At 53.4% G+C, this 18,021-nt stretch carries 17 protein-coding genes and 1 riboswitch; of the genes, 14 read left to right on the forward strand and 3 right to left on the reverse strand.

Annotated features, from left to right (window positions below; all coding sequences use genetic code 11):
- Positions 1 to 371: 371 nt before the first annotated feature.
- The gene (gene rlmD, locus JUF22_RS04980; protein ID WP_203644073.1) at positions 372 to 1,928 is read right to left on the reverse strand and encodes a 23S rRNA (uracil(1939)-C(5))-methyltransferase RlmD; all 1,557 of its coding nucleotides are present in this window, start codon (positions 1,926 to 1,928) and stop codon (positions 372 to 374) included.
- Between the two features lie 239 nt (positions 1,929 to 2,167).
- On the opposite strand from rlmD, the gene JUF22_RS04985 reads away from it, so the two are divergent.
- The 10 genes from JUF22_RS04985 (at position 2,168) to JUF22_RS13820 (ending at position 11,212) form a co-directional block, all read left to right on the forward strand.
- Positions 2,168 to 2,815 (forward strand): ABC transporter ATP-binding protein, encoded by a 648-nt coding sequence (locus tag JUF22_RS04985; protein ID WP_203644081.1) that lies wholly within the window; start codon positions 2,168 to 2,170, stop codon positions 2,813 to 2,815.
- On the forward strand, positions 2,816 to 3,574 hold the full coding sequence (locus JUF22_RS04990; RefSeq protein ID WP_203644091.1) for an ABC transporter permease: 759 nt from the start codon (positions 2,816 to 2,818) through the stop codon (positions 3,572 to 3,574).
- An 889-nt stretch (positions 3,575 to 4,463) separates the two neighbouring features.
- A complete protein-coding gene (locus tag JUF22_RS04995; RefSeq protein ID WP_203644094.1) occupies positions 4,464 to 5,294 on the forward strand; it encodes an oxidoreductase in 831 nt (276 codons plus the stop codon).
- Positions 5,295 to 5,341: 47 nt separating this feature from the next.
- A riboswitch (TPP riboswitch) is annotated at positions 5,342 to 5,446 on the forward strand.
- Between the two features lie 206 nt (positions 5,447 to 5,652).
- Positions 5,653 to 6,441 carry a hydroxyethylthiazole kinase gene (thiM, locus tag JUF22_RS05000; RefSeq protein WP_203644096.1) on the forward strand — a complete coding sequence of 263 codons (789 nt, stop codon included), beginning with the start codon at positions 5,653 to 5,655 and terminating at the stop codon, positions 6,439 to 6,441.
- Positions 6,442 to 6,774: 333 nt separating this feature from the next.
- Complete coding sequence (gene thiD / locus JUF22_RS05005; protein ID WP_203644098.1) at positions 6,775 to 7,590, forward strand: bifunctional hydroxymethylpyrimidine kinase/phosphomethylpyrimidine kinase; 816 nt, start codon at positions 6,775 to 6,777, stop codon at positions 7,588 to 7,590.
- The gene (gene thiE, locus JUF22_RS05010; protein WP_203644105.1) at positions 7,590 to 8,237 is read left to right on the forward strand and encodes a thiamine phosphate synthase; all 648 of its coding nucleotides are present in this window, start codon (positions 7,590 to 7,592) and stop codon (positions 8,235 to 8,237) included. The genes thiD and thiE overlap by 1 nt, the downstream gene beginning before the upstream one ends.
- Before the next feature lie 672 nt (positions 8,238 to 8,909).
- Positions 8,910 to 10,208: a Y-family DNA polymerase gene (locus JUF22_RS05015; RefSeq protein WP_203644107.1), complete on the forward strand. Its 1,299-nt coding sequence runs from the start codon at positions 8,910 to 8,912 to the stop codon at positions 10,206 to 10,208.
- Complete coding sequence (locus JUF22_RS05020) at positions 10,201 to 10,509, forward strand: hypothetical protein (RefSeq protein ID WP_203644109.1); 309 nt, start codon at positions 10,201 to 10,203, stop codon at positions 10,507 to 10,509. Before JUF22_RS05015 ends, JUF22_RS05020 begins: the two co-directional genes overlap by 8 nt.
- A 12-nt stretch (positions 10,510 to 10,521) precedes the next feature.
- Complete coding sequence (locus tag JUF22_RS05025; RefSeq protein ID WP_203644111.1) at positions 10,522 to 10,914, forward strand: hypothetical protein; 393 nt, start codon at positions 10,522 to 10,524, stop codon at positions 10,912 to 10,914.
- Positions 10,915 to 11,083: 169 nt separating this feature from the next.
- Positions 11,084 to 11,212 (forward strand): hypothetical protein, encoded by a 129-nt coding sequence (locus JUF22_RS13820; protein ID WP_268890133.1) that lies wholly within the window; start codon positions 11,084 to 11,086, stop codon positions 11,210 to 11,212.
- A 4-nt stretch (positions 11,213 to 11,216) separates the two neighbouring features.
- Here JUF22_RS13820 and JUF22_RS05030 read toward each other — a convergent pair whose 3' ends face one another.
- On the reverse strand, positions 11,217 to 11,492 hold the full coding sequence (locus JUF22_RS05030) for a type II toxin-antitoxin system Phd/YefM family antitoxin (RefSeq protein WP_203644113.1): 276 nt from the start codon (positions 11,490 to 11,492) through the stop codon (positions 11,217 to 11,219).
- 1,036 nt (positions 11,493 to 12,528) lie between these two features.
- A complete protein-coding gene (locus JUF22_RS05035) occupies positions 12,529 to 13,635 on the reverse strand; it encodes a hypothetical protein (RefSeq protein ID WP_203644115.1) in 1,107 nt (368 codons plus the stop codon).
- A 317-nt stretch (positions 13,636 to 13,952) separates the two neighbouring features.
- Between JUF22_RS05035 and JUF22_RS05040 the strand changes: the two genes are divergently transcribed.
- The 4 genes from JUF22_RS05040 to JUF22_RS13865 all read left to right on the forward strand — a co-directional run bounded on the left by JUF22_RS05040 (position 13,953) and on the right by JUF22_RS13865 (position 17,990).
- Positions 13,953 to 14,516, forward strand: a complete 564-nt coding sequence (locus tag JUF22_RS05040) for a sigma-70 family RNA polymerase sigma factor (protein WP_203644117.1) — start codon at positions 13,953 to 13,955, stop codon at positions 14,514 to 14,516.
- 91 nt (positions 14,517 to 14,607) lie between these two features.
- A complete protein-coding gene (locus JUF22_RS05045) occupies positions 14,608 to 14,805 on the forward strand; it encodes a hypothetical protein (RefSeq protein ID WP_203644119.1) in 198 nt (65 codons plus the stop codon).
- A 35-nt stretch (positions 14,806 to 14,840) separates the two neighbouring features.
- Complete coding sequence (locus JUF22_RS05050; protein ID WP_203644120.1) at positions 14,841 to 15,086, forward strand: DUF2922 domain-containing protein; 246 nt, start codon at positions 14,841 to 14,843, stop codon at positions 15,084 to 15,086.
- Between the two features lie 582 nt (positions 15,087 to 15,668).
- On the forward strand, positions 15,669 to 17,990 hold the full coding sequence (locus JUF22_RS13865) for a MucBP domain-containing protein (RefSeq protein WP_203644121.1): 2,322 nt from the start codon (positions 15,669 to 15,671) through the stop codon (positions 17,988 to 17,990).
- Positions 17,991 to 18,021: the final 31 nt, after the last annotated feature.

Here is an 18,021-nt window from a genome sequence, read left to right on the forward strand (position 1 = left end):
ATCGGATGGTACTAGTAATCCAATTAATCCGTTAAGCGACTAATAGATTGCTAGTTAACGCAAACCATAAGGTCGTCATGCACGGGTAGTGAAGATGTCACGACCCATGTGAGTGACCAGAGGCGGGTCAACCTGACCAGCTGTGTCGGTGGTCTTGGCTGAGGCATTTACTCAGCCTAGAGCACGGGACGACCTTGGAAACTCGCGATTCTTAGCGAGGTTTCAAGTCGAGGCCCCAGACCGCTCCACAGGCTGGAGCCGGTCCCCACAGCAGGGCTGGTTGAACCCGCCGCCGGGAACGGAACGGTTCAGGACCCCCAACCGATGTTTAACTAAAAGTCTAACACGAAAAGTGCATGCTGCCTATTAATCTATTGACGGCGACTAAGTTTAACGACCGCTTCGCACCGGGCCGTTTGGGGCATCATGTCCACGGACTGGATGTAATCAACCTGGTAATCGCTGGTTAATTTGACCAGGTCCTTGGCCAGGGTCGAGGGGTTGCAGGAAATGTAGACGAACTTCTCGGGACGCACGCCGAGGATGGTGTCGATCAGCGTGTCGTCCAGACCGGTACGGGGTGGATCGACCACGATTGCATCCGGCCGGAAGCCAGCCATTAGCCATTTTGGCAACAGCTCTTCGGCGGTCCCGACTTCGTAATGGGCGTTGGTAATGCCGTTAGCGGCCGCGTTGGCGTTGGCATCGTCGACGGCTTCGGGGATGACATCCATCCCGCGAACCTCTTCGGCCACGTCGGCTAAGGACAGGCCAATCGTTCCGATACCGGAGTAGGCGTCGACCACGGTTTCGCCCGGTTGGAGGTCCAAGGCCTTCTTGGCCTCACCGTAGAGAACTTCCATCTGGCTTGGGTTCAGTTGTAGAAAGGCACGAGCGGACAGTTTGAAAGATAAGCCGTCTAATTTTTCAGTAATGGCGTCGCTGCCGGCCAAATGCTTGGTCTCGTCGCCCCAGACCAGTGAGGTCTTACCGGGGTTGACGTTTTGCATGACGGAGGTCACTTGGGGCAGTTCCGCAGCGATGCGGTCCAGCAATTCGTGTTTGCGGGGCAGCTTCTGCGAGTTGGTGATGATGGTCAGTTGGACATCGTCGGTGTGTGCGGCGGCCCGAACGACCAGCGTTTTCACGATACCGGAGCCGGCTTCTTCGTCGTAGATGGGCATGTCCAGGTCTTGGAGCATGGCCACGACGGCGCGCATGACGGTCATGGTCGCAGGCATTTGCACGGAGCAGGTCTCAAGGTCGACCAAATCATGGCTGCGTTCGGCATACAGTCCGGCTTCAATTTTGCCGTCGGCGTTGCGCCGAACCTGGAATTGGGCCTTGTTGCGGTAGCCGTAAGGGTCGGTCATGCCAAGCGTTGGCCGGAGATCATAGCTGTGGAAGCCTTGGGGTTGGTAGCGTTCCAGGGATTGGGCCACGATGTCGCGTTTGAAGGCTAATTGTTCGGAATAAGCTAAATGTTCCAGTTCGAAGCCACCGACCTCATCGGCGTAGCTGTCGCGGGGTTCGACCCGGTGTGGACTGGCGCGGCGAATCCGGTGGACCTTGCCGCGTAAGTAGCGGGTTGCCACGTTGGTGACCTCGACGACGGCCTCTTCACCGGTTAGGGCGCCGGGCACGAAGACGGTCATCCGCTTGTAGTAGCCGATTCCCTCGCCGTTGATGCCCATGCGCTTGATGGTCAATGGGAAACGTTGGCCAACTTCGACCTCGACGCTGGGGGCTTCCCGCTCCTGGCGCCGGCGGTCGTTGTAGCCGCGGTCGTGGCGGTTGTCCCCGCGTTGGTCGCGGTAACTGTGCCGGTCATTGCGGTTACGGTCGTTGCCGCGCCGGTCTTGCCGGTCGTTATGGTCGTGGCGGTCATAGTGATTGCCACGGTGATTATTGGATTCAAAGTTTGGCATATTTTCTCCTATATAAAACTTCAGTCATAAAGTGTCAGACACTTACCGATTAACACGGTCCTAAACATTATACCAAACTTTAGCAGTCGCCGGGCCGTGGCCGGTTCGGAAATTAGTGGTGGTGGGAACCCACTAAGTCCCTGGTGACGATTTGAAAAATTGTGGAGTCGTTTCCATAGTGAAAGGGCCGGCGTTTGGGTACAATTGGTGAGAACCTGAAAAATGAGGAGGGATGGCTCGTGAGTTTGATTGAGTTGAAAAATGTGGGCTACCAGGTAGACGATACGCCCATCCTACAAGATATTAACCTGTCCATCGATGCCCAGGAGTGGGTGACGCTGTCGGGACCGTCCGGTGGGGGCAAGTCCACGTTGGTGCGGCTCATCGCGTCGTTGTTGAGTCCGACCAGTGGGACGCTGCTATTTGATGGCCAATCGGTTGACGACTACGACCCCATCGCGTACCGGCGGCGGGTCTCGTATAGCTTCCAACAGCCGACCTTGTTTGGCCAAACGGTGCGCGATAACCTGAGTTTTCCGTATCAAATTCGCCAGTTGCCATTCGACGAGGAACGGGCCGTTAGCGGGCTGGAATACGTGGGGTTGCGCGCCAGTGACCTGGACAAGGGCGTCAACGACCTGTCCGGTGGGCAACGACAGCGGGTCGCCCTGTTGCGCAACGTGATGATCTACCCGGAAGTCCTGATCTTAGATGAGGTGACGGCCGGGCTGGACGCCGAGAACAAGGCGTTTGTCTGGTCTCTGGTCGAGCATTTTAACCAAGATGACAACCTGACCATCATCGCCATCACGCATGACCAAGCGGAGATCGATGCGGCCAAACGGCTGGTGACGATTGAGAACGGCCGCATCGTGGGAGGTGCCTAAATGAATTTAGCAGTGAATAATCAATCCTTGATGTTGGCGTTGGGACTGGTCGTGATTGCCCTGGCAATCAGCTGGAAGGAAAAACTCGGCATCGACCGTGACATGATCATCGGGGTCGTGCGCGCCGTGATCCAACTGTTTGTGGTCGGCTATTTATTAAAATACGTCTTTCGCCTGAATAATATTTGGCTAACAGCAATTTTGATTTTAATTATTATTTTCAACGCGGGCTACAACGCGAAACAGCGGAGCAATGGGATCCCCAACGCCTTACCGATTTCAATTGGTGCCATTCTCATCAGTACCAGCGTGACGTTGGGCGTATTGATGCTGGCCGGTGCCATCAAGTTCATCCCGAGCCAGATGATTCCCATCTCGGGGATGATTGCGTCCAACTCGATGGTCGCGATTGGCCTGTGCTACCGCAACCTCAACGCCCAGTTCAGACAGGAGCGGCAGGCCGTGCTGGAAAAATTAGCGTTGGGTGCGGACCTGAAGGATGCTTCTAAGGAAATTCTCCGTGACAGCATCAAGACCGGCATGCAGCCGACGATTGATTCCGCCAAGACCGTGGGTATCGTGAGTTTGCCGGGGATGATGTCCGGTCTGATCTTCGCGGGCGTCGACCCGGTCCGGGCGATTAAATATCAGATTATGGTGACGTTCATGCTGATGTCGGCGACTAGTATTGGGTCGGTGCTGGCGTGCTACTTGGCCTACCGCGGCTTCTACAATGATCGTAAGCAGTTAACGGTTTAAGTTGGTCGTTGGTGGTGCCTTCCGGGTGCTGAAAAATAGGCCGGAACGCTGTGGGCAGGACGCCCGAAGCCTGAGGGGCGGTCTTCAGGCTCGCTTTGAGCCGAAAACCGCGTCTCAAAGTCGCCATTTTCTGAGGAGAACACTCAGAAAATCCCACGGCTGAGCCTATTTTTCAGCACCCTGCAGGCTTACATGGTGAGTGTCGTTAACTGCTTGCGGTTATTGGTTCATTGGCTGGTGTGTGGTGGATTTCGTGATAGTAGTTGGTTTTACCTAAACGAGGATAAACTAGTCGTTGCTGAAACGAGAGTGAATTTGGGACTAGAAGGCTTTTCTCTGTGAAACCGGCTGTTTTGTCTTAACTATTGGAAAAATCGGTCCGAGATTCAGAACAATTCACCTAGTGTTTCGGACGATACTTCCTAAGTAACGGGTAACCGTTTTGTTTGCCCCAATCTATTTTCCCAATAATCCAAGAAAACATGTCAGATTAATTGCAATCGCTTACTTATACTGGCTATTCTAAAGATAAGTAACTAAAGTAATGGACCACCATCTAATAACGATGGTCGTTCGAGCCAGTTCAAATGAGATTGACACACAATAGAAGAACGAAGAAAAAAGACAAACGAGGCGTGGTTCTGGGGTTGGGCTTCGGAACCGGAGGCTGAATAGGTTTAGAGACCTGTGACAGTGGTGTTAGTCGGCGTTTTTTAGCCGGCTTACACCACGGGCCGACCTTGGAAACTCGCGAACCATAGCGAGGTTTCAAGGCGCCACTGAAGACCGCCTTTTGGCTTCAGTGGGTTGCCCCACAGGCGGGAGAACCTAATTCAGCCGCAGGTGGAGAAGCCCAACCCCAGAACCAAACCCAGAGGAGGGTTATTTTATGAGAAAAGTGGCTTTAGTGACTGGTGCCTCATCCGGCATCGGCAATGCGATTGCCCGTAGCCTGCACCGTAACGGCGTGATTGTTTACGCGGGTGCGCGGCGGGTCAACCGGATGAATGATTTAGATGATTTGGGCATCACCACGTTAGCGTTAGACGTGACGGATCCGATTAGCGTGGAAAACGTAGTCGACCGCATCGTGAGCGAAACCGGGCGGGTCGATATTTTAGTGAACAACGCTGGTTATGGCCTGATGGGGGCGCTCGAAGACGTTCCCATGGACCAAGCTCGTGACCAATTTGACGTGAACTTGTTTGGGGCGGCGCGGTTGATTCAGTCCGTCCTGCCCATGATGCGCCAACAACACAGTGGTCGGATCATTAACATCACCTCGGTGGACGGCAAGGTGGCACAACCCCTGGCCAGTTGGTACGTGGCGTCCAAGTTTGCGCTCGAAGGCCTTTCCGATGCGCTGCGGCTGGAATTGAAGCCACTGGGCATTGATACGGTGGTCATCGAACCCGGGGCCATCCAATCCGAGTGGGCCGACATTGCGGCTAACCATCTCCGGGAGACCTCGGCGCAGGGGCCATACCAGGAAACGGCGGACCGGGCGGCGGCTATTTTAACCGCGGTCAAACGCTTCTCCAGCAAGCCACAGGTGATTGCCAGACTAGTCGACCGGGCGGCGTTATCCCGGCGGCCAAAGACCCGGTATCATGCGGGCTCCGGCAGTGAAATTTTGGTAGTACGGCGGTTCTTGTCGGACAAGACCATTGACCGGTTGTGGCGGGTCATTGGTGAAGCGGCACAACGGATTACCCACTAATACGAGTGACGTTGTCCTGTTGCGGAAACCTGTTATACTTAACTTAACTAGAACACTAGGGGTGTCCACGACTGGGCTGAGATGCGGGTGACCGCGATCCCTTGGAACCTGTCAAGTTCAGACTTGCGGAGGGAATGTGTCGTGGCACCCAGACGGGCCACCAGTTCACCTCGATGTGAGCCGGTGACCCTTTTTATTTATCTAAACGGTTAGTTAACCACCTGACCGATGCGGGTCGAGAAGTCATCAAGTAACTTGACTACCTGGTATTCTAGACCTAAGTAGTGGCTGAAATATCAGCCCGGAGCATCAACCGATCACAGGTAAAGTCAGCGGCGTTAATCAAGGGAGGACAATCATGAAAGTTGCATTGTTAGATGAATTGCGAGCCAAGAACCCCATTGTTTTCAACGTTTCCAACTTCGTCACCGTTCAGGACGTGGCCAACGGTATCAACGCGATTGGCGCGTCACCCATCATGTCTGAGGAAGTGGCGGAGGCCGACGAAATGGTCGGGCTCGCTGGGGCCGTTTGCCTGAATTTGGGAGCGGTTACCTCTACCCAGATCACGCAGATTCGGGCGGTCGGGCAGTCAGCTAACCGGCAACACCGGCCGCTGGTCATCGATCCGGTGGCGGTTGGCGCCGTGAAATACCGGATGCAGATGGCGACCGGCCTCCTGAATGATTTCCACCCGGACGTGATTCGCGGTAATGCCGGTGAAATTGCGGCGCTGGCCGGTGTCGACTGGCAGGCCAAGGGTATCGACGCGGGTGAGGGCGCTGGTGACATTGAAGCCATCGCCAAGGCCTGCGCGCAGAAATTAGCCTGCGTGGTCATCCTGTCCGGCCCAACCGACGTCATCACCGACGGCACCCAGGCGGTCAAGGTCAAGAACGGCACGTCTTTGTTCCAGGTCCACGTGGGGTCCGGCGACATGTTGTCGAGCATCGTGGCGGCCTTCTGTGCGGTCACGGACGATTACTATGAAGCTGCCCAAACGGCCTGCCTGGTCTTCGCGGCCACGGGCCAACTGGTCCACGACGCCACGCCAAACCTGGGTGCGGGCACGTTCATCATGAAACTCCTAGACGCTCTGCAAACGACTACGGTTGCGGACATTGAGGGCATCGCTGACTTTGAGTAAAAGAGCCAGGGATTCACAAGTACCACAGAAAAAGCATTGAGTGGCTAAAGCCATGAGGGTGGCAAAGACCAAAAAGCAAAACTAAGCAAAGACTGGTTGTTCGGGCTCAGCTTGTGTCAGCCGGAGGGATAATGAAAATAGGCTCAGCCGTGGGATTTCCTGATGAAATCAGGAAATGGCGACTTGGAAACGCGGGTTTGGCGGTTCAAAGCGAGTCAGAAGACCGCTTCACAGGCTTCTGGCGTCCTCCCCACCGCGTTCCGGCCTATTTTCGCCGGCCGGCAAGGCGCTGTTAACGGCGGGAACCCGAACAGATGAAGGGATGAAGGTAGTATGGCAAATGAATTTCCACAAACCTTGACGATTGCGGGGACCGACAGCGGCGGCGGTGCCGGCGTCATGGCGGATTTAAAAACGATGCAGGAACGGAACGTTTTCGCAACGGCCGTGATTGTGGCGGTGACCGCGCAAAACACGTTGGGTGTGCAGGACTTTATGGCGCTGCCGCAGAAATTAATTGATGAACAATTTGCGTCCCTGGCGGCGGACTTGAAGATTCGGGCCTGCAAGACGGGGATGTTAGCGGATGCCGAGCACGTGCACGGCGTCGTTGAAAATTTAAAAAAATACAATTTTGGCCCCTTAACGGTTGATCCCGTGATGATTGCCAAGGGCGGCGCGGCCCTGTTGGCGGACGACGCGGTGGTCACGGTGCGCGATGAACTCGTGCCATTGGCAGACGTGTTGACGCCCAACTTACCAGAGGCTGAACGCTTGACTGGTACGACCATCACCGATAGCCGGGGGATGGAGCGCGCGGCGGTGGCCTTACAGGACCTCGGTGCCAAGAACGTCATTATCAAAGGGGGTCACGAGGCCACGCCGGAACAGGCGAGCGACTTCGTTTTGTTGGCAGACGGTCGGTCATTTTGGCTGACGGCGCCGCGGGTGGATACGGTCCGGACGCACGGGACGGGCGATACGCTGTCGTCGTGCATCACCGCCGAACTCGCCAAGGGCAAGGATTTTGAATCGGCTATTCGAATCGGTAAAGATTACGTGACGGCGGCTATCGCAAATCCCATTGCGGTCGGCAACGGTCACGGCCCATTGAATCATTGGGCATACAATCAAGGAGGCGCTGAGTAATGTCAGTAACGTTTGAACCAGGCCTATTGCGGGCCTACTTTGTGGCGGGGAGCCAGGACGTTCCCGGTCAAGGTTTACGTCAGGTGTTGGCGACCATGTTAAAGGCCGGCATCACGGCCTTTCAGTTTCGGGACAAGGGCAACAGCCAGCTGACCGATGAACAACGGTTGGCGCTGGGCAGCGACTTGCGGGTCCAGTGTCACGACGCCAACATTCCCTTTATCGTGGATGATGACGTGGAACTGGCGCTGCTGCTAAACGCGGACGGTATCCACGTGGGGCAAAGCGACCAGAAGATTCAGAGTGTGATCAAGGAAGTGGCCGACCGGGATATGTTTATCGGCCTGTCCTGCAACACGGCCAAGCAGGTCGCAGCGGCGAATAAATTGCGCGGCATCGACTACATCGGCAGCGGCCCCATCTACCCAACGGTGTCAAAGGATGACGCCGACCCAGCCATGGGCGTCGATGGGTTGCAAAAATTGGTTGAGCAGGCTAACGTACCCATCGTGGCCATTGGCGGCGTGACGGTTGCCTCATTGTCAGCTATCGCCAAGAGCGGGGCTGCCGGCGTGGCGGTCATCACCCTGCTGACGCGGAGTGCCGACCCGGTGGCGGACGTCCAAGCCATGCGCCAAGCCTTTTAGATAGAAATAAACGAAGCACCACGGAACGAGTCCTAAAGGACCGCCGTGGTGCTTTTTCACGCAACTAATCGATTGTGGGTGAAAAGGTTCAAATTGGTAAGCGCATACAGTTAGCCAGAACCGACTAGTTGTAACAGACAAATTAATCGTTAGAATCACGAAAAAACAGGATCAATTTCACCGTGTTTAAGTGCGGCAAACCAATCCTGTTCTAAAAGTTGAGGAAGCTAGTTGACTAGGGCTAACTTCACAAGTACATTCTAACACGACTTGCAAATAAAAGCTATCAAAAATGAATGAAATAACCGAATATTGGTTAAGTAAACGAATGATGGTCGTAAGATGATGAGCCGCTTGCGTAGTTTACGGAGTGCCACATATTATTAAAAAATTGGTAACTACTCATAACCGCTAATCACGGGATAAGTGAAATGAGCTGACGACTGAGCAGGCTTCCAGTCGACTAATCGCAAAAAAATTGGCCAGGATTCGACAATTTTCCCTTGCAAATCAGAACAAGTGTTCGTATAATGAGAACAGCAAGTTGTTAAGCACTTGTTTACGTTGACTGGATAGGATGGACTTGGTAGGGATAGATGATGGTTTAGGCTAGTGTTTCACGCCTCCGGAGACTGGGTAACGCAAGAGCCTAAACTAAGGGAGGCAAACGCCATGGATTACTCGCAGGAACCACACGGATTATTTTTCATGATTGATAATAAGTCCTTTTACGCCAGCGTCGAGAGCGTTGAGCGGGGACTGAATCCGCTGAAATCGGTCATCATTGTGATGTCGGAAGCGGACAACACGGGGAGTGGTCTGGTGCTGGCGGCCTCACCCATGGCGAAGAAATTGTTTGGCATTAGTAACGTGTCGCGGCAATACGAGGTCCCGCACGATGAACGGATTCTGGTGGTGCCGCCGCGCATGAATCTGTACATTCAAAAGAATCTGGCTATCAACAAAATTTTCCGTGAGTACGTGGCGGATACCGATCTCTTTCCCTATTCAATCGACGAATCCATTCTGGATATGACCAAGTCGTGGCGGTTATTTGGCCGCACGCCAGAAGAGGTGGCGCGCAAGATTCAGTTGCGCATCCGCAACGAGCTGGGGTTGTACACCACCGTGGGCATTGGTGAAAACCCCGTGCAGGCCAAGCTGGCCCTCGACCTGCAAGCTAAACACGACCACGAACTGATCGGTCGCCTGACCTATGAGACCTTTCCCGAGCACATTTGGCCGATCACCAATTTAGAAAAGGTCTGGAGCATCGGGCACCGGACGGCCGCGCACCTTCAACGATTGGGCATTCACAGCATGGGCGACTTGGCCCACGTCAATCCGTACGAACTCCGCCATGAGATGGGGATGATTGGCGCGCAACTCTTCGCGCTGGCCTGGGGCATCGACCGCAGTCATTTCCAACAGGTCCGTCCGCCTAAGGAGAAGAGCTGGAGCAACTCGCAGGTCTTGCCCCGCGACTACCGCGTCCAACGCGAAATTGAATTGGTCCTGCGCGAAATCGTCCAGCAGACGACCTCACGCATGCGGCATCACCACCAGCAGGCTGGCTGTATCAGTCTCTTCGTGGGCTTTGCTTGGGATGGCAAAGCCAGCGACGGCCGCAGTGGCATGAGTCATAGCCGCTGCATTGACCCGACCGACAACGCCCAGACGATTATCCGGGAATTCATGACGTTGTTTCGGGAAAATTGGGAGGGGCAACCCGTCCGGAACCTGGGCGTGGGCCTCTCACGGCTAAGTCACAGCGGTAAGTTACAGCTGGACCTGTTCCAAGACCCTGACCGACAAATTAAGGATGACCGGTTCGACCGGATTCTCGATGAGCTCCGGGATAAATTTGGTAAGACGGCTGTGATTCCCGCCAGCAGTTTGATGCATGGCGGGACCATGTTAAGTCGGGCTTCACTGGTCGGTGGGCACAATGGGGGGAATAGTTTTGATTGATGAAACTAAGGAAGCGACGTTGATTCTAGAGCGGCTAAAGCCTCTCTTTACTGCGCAGTGGCATTACCAGTATCGCATCGACGTGGTCAATAATCAGTACAGTCACGTGTTCAATTTTTTCTTGGACATTCGCCGGCCGAAACACCGGGAACGGTCGATTCCCTTGCACTCGCTGCGGACGACCGACTTGGAAGTCTTGGAACGCGTCATCAGTCAGGTGCGGCATGGAACCGCGCTGACACTAAATTTTGTTGACTTCGGTCACGTGCGCTGGCCGTTGAGTCAATGCTGGATTCGCTAGGAAGTGAACGCCATGTACCTGAAAAAATCGTCAGATGATCAGCTCGCGCAAGACTTTTTTCAGCGCGATTATCAGGACCGGGGCATGCTGAAGTGGGGCGGGTTCTACCTATCCGACCACACCAGTGCTTTGGCTAAAATGCACGCGTCGGAACAGGTGGAACAGCCATTGCCAGAGCAAACTGCGGCGGACGTCAGTGAGCGTCTCGTCGCAGCCTGGCAAAGCCATCGTCCAGTCCATCTCCAGCTTAACGTGTTCGATGATAACCAGACCATCACTGTCATTGACGGGGTGGTCGTGGGCGAATTTGACGACCAAATCGTGATTCAACTGGCTTCCGGTGAATTCCGGCGGCTACAGCTGGCAGCGATTCGGTGCGTGGCGCCAACCAAAGAAGCACCCTGACCAAGTTGATTTGGTCAGGGTGCTTCTTTTAGTTAACGTTATGTAGAAAGTTCTTGGGCCTGGCGACTAACAACCAGTTGACTGGATAATCCCATGGGTACGATTACTGTGGCTATTTACCTGGTAAACAAGTAATGTTAGGGATGAATCTAAGGGAGGTGTCTAGCAATTGAAATTACTGGAAACGCGTCACGTTAAGGTTAGTCTACGGCGCACGACCCACCAAGAAATGCGGGAGGAAATTTTTGCCTTGATCATTGTCTTTGCCATTGTTTGGCTCTGGTCTGTTTGGTCGTAGTAACCTAGTTTTGAATTTTTTGCCATTCGGATTTGGAGAGTGTCTTGGTGTTTCCTACTAGCATTTGATCGATTGACGTATCTAAAGCGTGATGATTAGCGGCGGATTCTAACAGATACAAAGTTTCTTGCCAGGAATTGAATTCGTCTTCAGACATAATAACGACATTACGGTTGTGGGGCTTGGTAACAATGACGCGGTCCTGGTAATCCACAACATCGTCAGTTAAAGATTCTAAGTTTTTACGTGCGTCAGTGATAGTAATCGTAGTTATAGCCATTTTGCAGGTCTCCTAATCTGTGTCAGTACTAGTTGGGTATCAAAAATGACTTAGAGAGTTAGCAAAGGGACCATTAATGCCGACCGCGACGTTAGTGTTCCCTTTGTTGGAGATTGAGTTATGGTGTGTTTCACAGATGGGTCAAGCCCACCTCGGGGCCAGTATAACATTGTCCCCACCATTTGTTCAGTCCTTGGTCACGTTCTGTGTGACCAAGCGCCTTACCGGGCGGTCGAAATAGGGCGGAACGCGGTGGGGAGGACGCCTAGAGCCAAAGGGCGGTCTCTAGACTTGCTTTGAGCCGAAGCCCACGTCTCAAAGTCACCATTTACTGCGCTCCGCTCCGTAAATCCCACGGCTGACCCTATTTCGACCGCCCTCACGGCTAACACAGATGTGACCAGTACGAAAGAGGGAGGATGGTTGGCCACAATATGGTGGATTAAATTTAGTGAGCCAGTGGAGGTTCTCCCGGCACAACGTTTCGTTAGGCACATACATAGAAGCTGAGTGATGGTCCAACACAGTTCGAGCACAAGAATCCCAGAGCACCAGCTCAATCCAATGTAACAACATCCCCAGATCCGCACCATGGCCGCCAGAAAGCACCACCCCCACCCAAACCATTGGTTATCTTCGACCCAGTATGAGCAGGGTGGTGGCTGTGGAGCCGGAGGACGCTAGGTTGCGAGTCCTGTGTCGGTGGTGTTAGACTGGGCGATTTTTCCCAGCCTTACAGCACGGGACGTCCTTGGAAACTCGCGGTCTTGGCGAGGTTTCAAGGCGAGGTGCCAGACCGCTCCTCAGGCTGGCACCGGTCCCCACAGGAGCGAAGTCAACCTAAAGCGGCCGCAGGCGGCAAGTCAGCCACCACACTATCTCTACACGCTCTTGACCCTAATCCCTTAATCTCCAAACGGAAGTATCCCCAAACAAATACATAATCAAACAACCAAACAACAAAACCAAAAGAAGAAAACCAAAAAGAGCAGTAGTTGCGGACCACTCGCAGTTACTGCTCCATTTCAATTATAAGCTAAAAGTTGTTACTAGTCGTCTTCATCAACTCGGCGGCCTTGTTGGTCATCAGGTAACCGGCACCGTTCTTGGTGAATTGGAGACTTTCGAATTCACGCTTACCGTTGAGGTTTGTGGCTTCGACCTGGTTAGCCTTCAAATGGCCCAACTTGGAAACGGGCACGGATGAAATACTGCCGTCAGAGAGGAAGTACAGGCGGTTGCGCTTAACATTGTAGTCCATGGATTGTGGCTTGGTACCTGGACGGTAACGCAGACCCTGCATGACTAAGTGGAACTTAACGGACTTCTTGTTGATCTTACCCTTGTAGATCTTGACGGCGCCCTTAGGAGCCCAGCCACCATTAGAGTAAGTGAAGAAGTAAGCATTGCCCTTCTTATCAAACGTCAGGTTAGAGCCCATGGTGACGGTACTCTTCAACATGAAGTTGATCTTCTTAGTTGGCTTCAGCGTGCTAGTAGAAACTTGTTGCACGTTGGAGTGAACCTTGACGGGGGCCCCGATGAACCAGAGTTGGCCGTTCTTAGGGTTCATAGCCAGTGATTGACCATGGCCGGTGTTAAACTTAGGCCCAATCTTGATGTAGCTCATGATGGCCTTGTCGGTGCTGGTCATTTGCTTGACGGAGTGGTCGTAAGTGGCGCGACGCAGGGCGTCCATGTGGTTGGTGCTGATACCAAATTTACTCCGCAGAGCACCCAGGTTGTAACGAACGATCCAGCCACGTGTACTCTGTGAGGTCGTGGTGATCAGTTCGTACATCGTGTTGCCATCCTTAGACAGCACTTCACTTTGAGGGTTGCCCCAGTCAGCGGACTTGTTGTAGGTGACGGGCAGGAAGACGTTAGACTTGAATGAAACCTTCTTACCCTTGATGCTGGAAATGCTGGTTGGCGTCGTTTGGAAAATGTTCGAGTAACTTTGCTTGAACGTGTAACGCTTAACGAACATGTTCTTGTTCTTAACCGTCTTGTACTTGTTGACGTTGTAGTTGGCCAACGCATTACCGTGTTGGGTATACGTCTTTGCGTGCGCTAAGGTCGTGGTACCGCCAAATAACAGGGCGGCAGCGGCCATAGCCGTTAACAATGCTGCTTTTTTCATAACAAAAAATCTCCTCTGGATATATGTAGGTAAACCGATTACATAACTATTTATACCACTAATTGGGGTGATGTGGACAAAAAATTAAAAATTTTAAGGCTTAAATCGACAAATAACTGAATTTTTCGGCAATTTCACTATTTTAAAGAATCCCGTCAGCCTGCCCACGGTGGCTATTTGTGGGGTAAACCAGTTGGATATTTGATAAATATTAGGGTCATTGTGGCAAATATTCGCTGTTCGTCAAAAAAATGGCGCTCGGGTAAAGTGGGACTCATCCATGGCCATGGATCATCATGTTTGAGAGGATGATTCAAATGAAGGAGTCACCACACGCTGCTGCTTACCGGTTTCTGTACGACGGGGACCACGAGATTATTTTATTTGCCGCGCTGAAACGGCTGCACATGAACCGTAGCCACGCCGATTACGAGGATTACCTGCAGGAGGCCCGGCTGTTATTTCCAGAAATTTACGCCGCCTTTCCCGAGAATCCCGAGACCAAGCCGCACCAATTCTTGGCGTACGCCCAGCAGAAAATTTATTGGACGCTGCTGGATAAGCTCCGCCGCGACCGCAAACAGCTGGAACGCCAAGAACCTGGTAATCAGGACGAGTTGATCACGGCGGTCGCCAGTGACGACGACATTTTAGATGCCATCGGCCAGGCCGACTTTCGCCAGTATCTCTTGAAGGTGATTGGCGGTGCCGGCACGACCGGGGAGTGGCGCTACTTGGTGGGCACGCTGCTGGACCAGCTGACGGCCGAGGAGATTGCGACCCGCCACGGCGTCAGTCGCAATACCGTTTATAAATGGCGGCGCTCGCTGATTCGCCGATTGGTCCGCAATTTGACGCCACCGGAAAACTTTTCGAATTAGGGGGTTACAAATCACCGCCGGATTTCGTTAGTAGGAGTGTAAGGGTTGGCCAATCACTTACCAAAATCAGCGTCACGAAGGGAGTACCACCATGCATAACAACTGGAATAAGACCACCATCATCTTTAGCTTAGGCGCCGACTCGGCCCACCCCGTGAAAGTCACCTTTCAAAACGCGGTGCCAGCACCGGATACTAAGCAAATTGAAAACTTTGGCGGCATTCTGGCACAATTGACCGGGTTACCTTTCCAATCCGCTACCGTTGCCAAGCAAGACATCGTCGCCTAACGTCCGTCACTCAGTCATTGAAAGGGAGTTATTAAATGAAGTCATTAGAATTGAGCTTTAAAGGGACCGACCTGCGGATCAAGCATTTACGGTTGAAGTACGTCAACACCAACCTGACCGGCGAAGAAGTGGCGAGCCTTATGAAACAAATCGCCGACGCTAAGCTGTTTGTCAAGGATGACATGCCCCTCTACGCCACCCCAGTGCGCGCCGACATCGTGGAAACGACGAAGACGGCCTTGATGGGCGGCACCGCGGTGGAACCAACGCCCGCTGCGTAACCACGTAACCGAATAAAACGTCACACAACCTGAGAACGGCCGGCCTCCCAACGGAGTCCGGCCGTTTTTGGCTTGGTTTGGTCTGAGCTGGCTTCCGCCTCCGCCAGTTTCAGGTTGACCACCTATGGGGCCCACTCGAAGCCAAAGGGCGGTCTTCGAGGTTCTAACGTGGCCCGTGCTGTAAGCCGGAAGGGTATCGGCTAACACCACTGTCACAGGTGGCCAACCTGAACTGGCTCCGGCTCCAGCCAGCTCAGACCAAACAGACTGGTGTGTATCGATAATGTTGTAAGTTTTAGGACTTGGCGAAATTAAATAGCGCTAGTAGCGGCTAGGACACCACGTCTAGCCGCTCTTTTGATGCCTAGCTTGGTTATGCAAGATTGAAAGGCTTATCCTGCCATCAGTGAAAAGACGTTGAAAGGTCAGCAGACAAAGAAATCGGTTCAATTTATTAATAATCCACCACGAGTTTTAAAATACCAGCTATACTGATTTTTGTTCGAGGCACTTAGAAAGACCGGTGGCCTCAAAATAAATCAGTATTAGCAAACTAGACCAATATTTCGGGGGAGAAAACGGATGAGTATTGAACAGACTGAGAAGCGACATTACAAGATGTATAAAAAGGGTAAACTATGGGTAACGGCCGGCATTATTAGTGGAGCCGTTTTGTTAGGAGCGGGGACGACCGCTCAAGCTAATGTGGAACCGGGTGTGACAGAGAGTACGTCGACCGTGACGGTTTCTACGGAAAAGCCCGTTGGGGATGAGGTGGAAGCGGCTGATTCGGCGGCGACGGATACAGAATCTGTTGTGACGGAGACGGCCGCCAACGAATCTGTTAGTGAGGAAACCACTACTGAAACACCTGCGACAGATGCCAACGAGACTGAGCAGACAGTCAGTGATAACTATGTAAATGAGAACGCTACCACGAATGAGCAGCCAGTAGTTGGTGCGGAATCAGCTGAGACTGAAACACCAGCGCAAACGCCAGTTGGTAGCACGCGCCCAGTCACCGATTTAGCTGAGAGTGTGGTCCCGGCGACTGAGAGTGAACCGGTTACGACCACGACGCCAGTCGCAACCGAACCAGTGGTCACGCAACCAGCAATCGCGGTCACACCAGCTACTTCCGTGACGCCAGTGAGCGTGACCGTACCCGAGACTCCGCCGGCTGAGGTGACGCCTGTGCCGGCGGCTGCGATGGTCGACACGCTGGGGGCTGATTTAGCCACCGCGGCCGTGCCGTTGGTTCAGGACGAGTTGGGCAAGACCACGACGATGAAATTGACGCACACCAGGGAGACGGCAACGATTGATTTGTGGATGCCGAATAAAAAGCTGCAACAAGTGATTCTTCAGGCACTACAAGAGTTGACCGATACCGACAAGACCTGGGATAGTGTGGCTGACATTACTCAGGAAGACATGGCGTTAATCAAAAATTTGAGCAAACACAGTCACAGCACCTACATCGATGGCAAGACCGCGTACTCGCTGGAAGGCTTGCAGTACGCGGTGAACCTGGAAAGCGCAAACTTTGGCGGCTCCTTTCAAGAGCATCCCGGCGCGGCCTATGGGGACATTGTAGATGTCACGCCACTGGCCAATCTGCAGCACTTGACGGCGCTTGACCTCCAGTACAACCGGATTAAAGACATCACGCCGCTGGCGACTTTACAAAATATTGAAGAGATGTGGTTATTTCACAATAATATTCAAGATTTTTCACCACTAAAAGGAAAGGTTAAGCCTTCTAAATTTAATTGCATCGGCCAGCTGATTACGTTGAATCCGGTTGTCATCAGTGATAAAGATCGTGAAGGACACTTGCAAATTGCCTGCACGACAATTGATGGTGAGGTTGTGCAGCTGGTAGGCAAGGAAGTGTTGACGCCACTAGCCTTTTATAACAATGACGATGGTTTCACGTATCAGGCCTATTTTGCTGGCGGAACCGCGGCTTCAGATGGCCAAGGCGGCTTGTACTACAGTGGGTTGCAAGACCAAAAGCCCGGAGCTACCGCCATTCCAGGCCATAAGGACGTGAATGTGGACGTCCAGCCCTACTACCATTACATGATTGGGGTATCCGATGTTAACACGGGCGCTGCCACATTCATAGTCGTCCAGCCCTACACCATCGCGCAATCCGCAGCCGACGTGACGGTCCACTACGTCGATGAGACGGGTAAGGACATCGCGCCAGCTCAAACGTTGAAACCGGGTCTGGTCGGGGAAGCCTACACGACGACCCCAGCGGAAGTTTCGGGGTACGTGCTCCAAGAGACACCGGAAAATGCGACCGGGACTTATGGTGAAACCGCTATTGACGTGACCTACGTTTATGCGGAAGAGGAGGCAGACGCTGAAGGAAACAAGCCGGGCGGCAACGGCAACCAGGGGAGTGGCAACACGAACGGTGGCGGCACGACCACCACACCTGATGGCCCCGGGGCTGGGGCGGAAACGCCAGATAGCGGTCAAGGCGGGGATGCCGGCACACCAGGCAACGAGATCGGTAATGGCCACCATCCAGGCGGCATAACAGTCACGGGTGATCCGGCTGGCGACGGGGATGTCGTGGTGCCGGGAATGCCCGGGGGACTCCCAACTGGTGGTGCTAATGGCAACGGCACTGGTGCGGGCGTTAGTATGGGTGGCCAAGCCAGTCAGCTGAGCACCGGCAGTTACGGCCACCAGCACCAAAGCCAGCCGGTGAGTGCCACGACAGCCAATCTGACCGAAAGCGAAGAGACGGGCGACCAAGTCCTCTCGACCAGCGTCGGCAGTATGGCGTTGCCGCAGACCAATGATAGTCGCGGTTCCATCGCGTGGGGCGTGGCGTTGCTGGTGAGTTTACTGAGTTTATGCAGTTTCAAACGGAAGACCAAATAAGACCAAACTGACTAAAAACACCTGAGAAGGC

The sequence above is a fragment of the Levilactobacillus lanxiensis genome (assembly GCF_016861655.1).
GTDB lineage: Bacteria > Bacillota > Bacilli > Lactobacillales > Lactobacillaceae > Levilactobacillus > Levilactobacillus lanxiensis.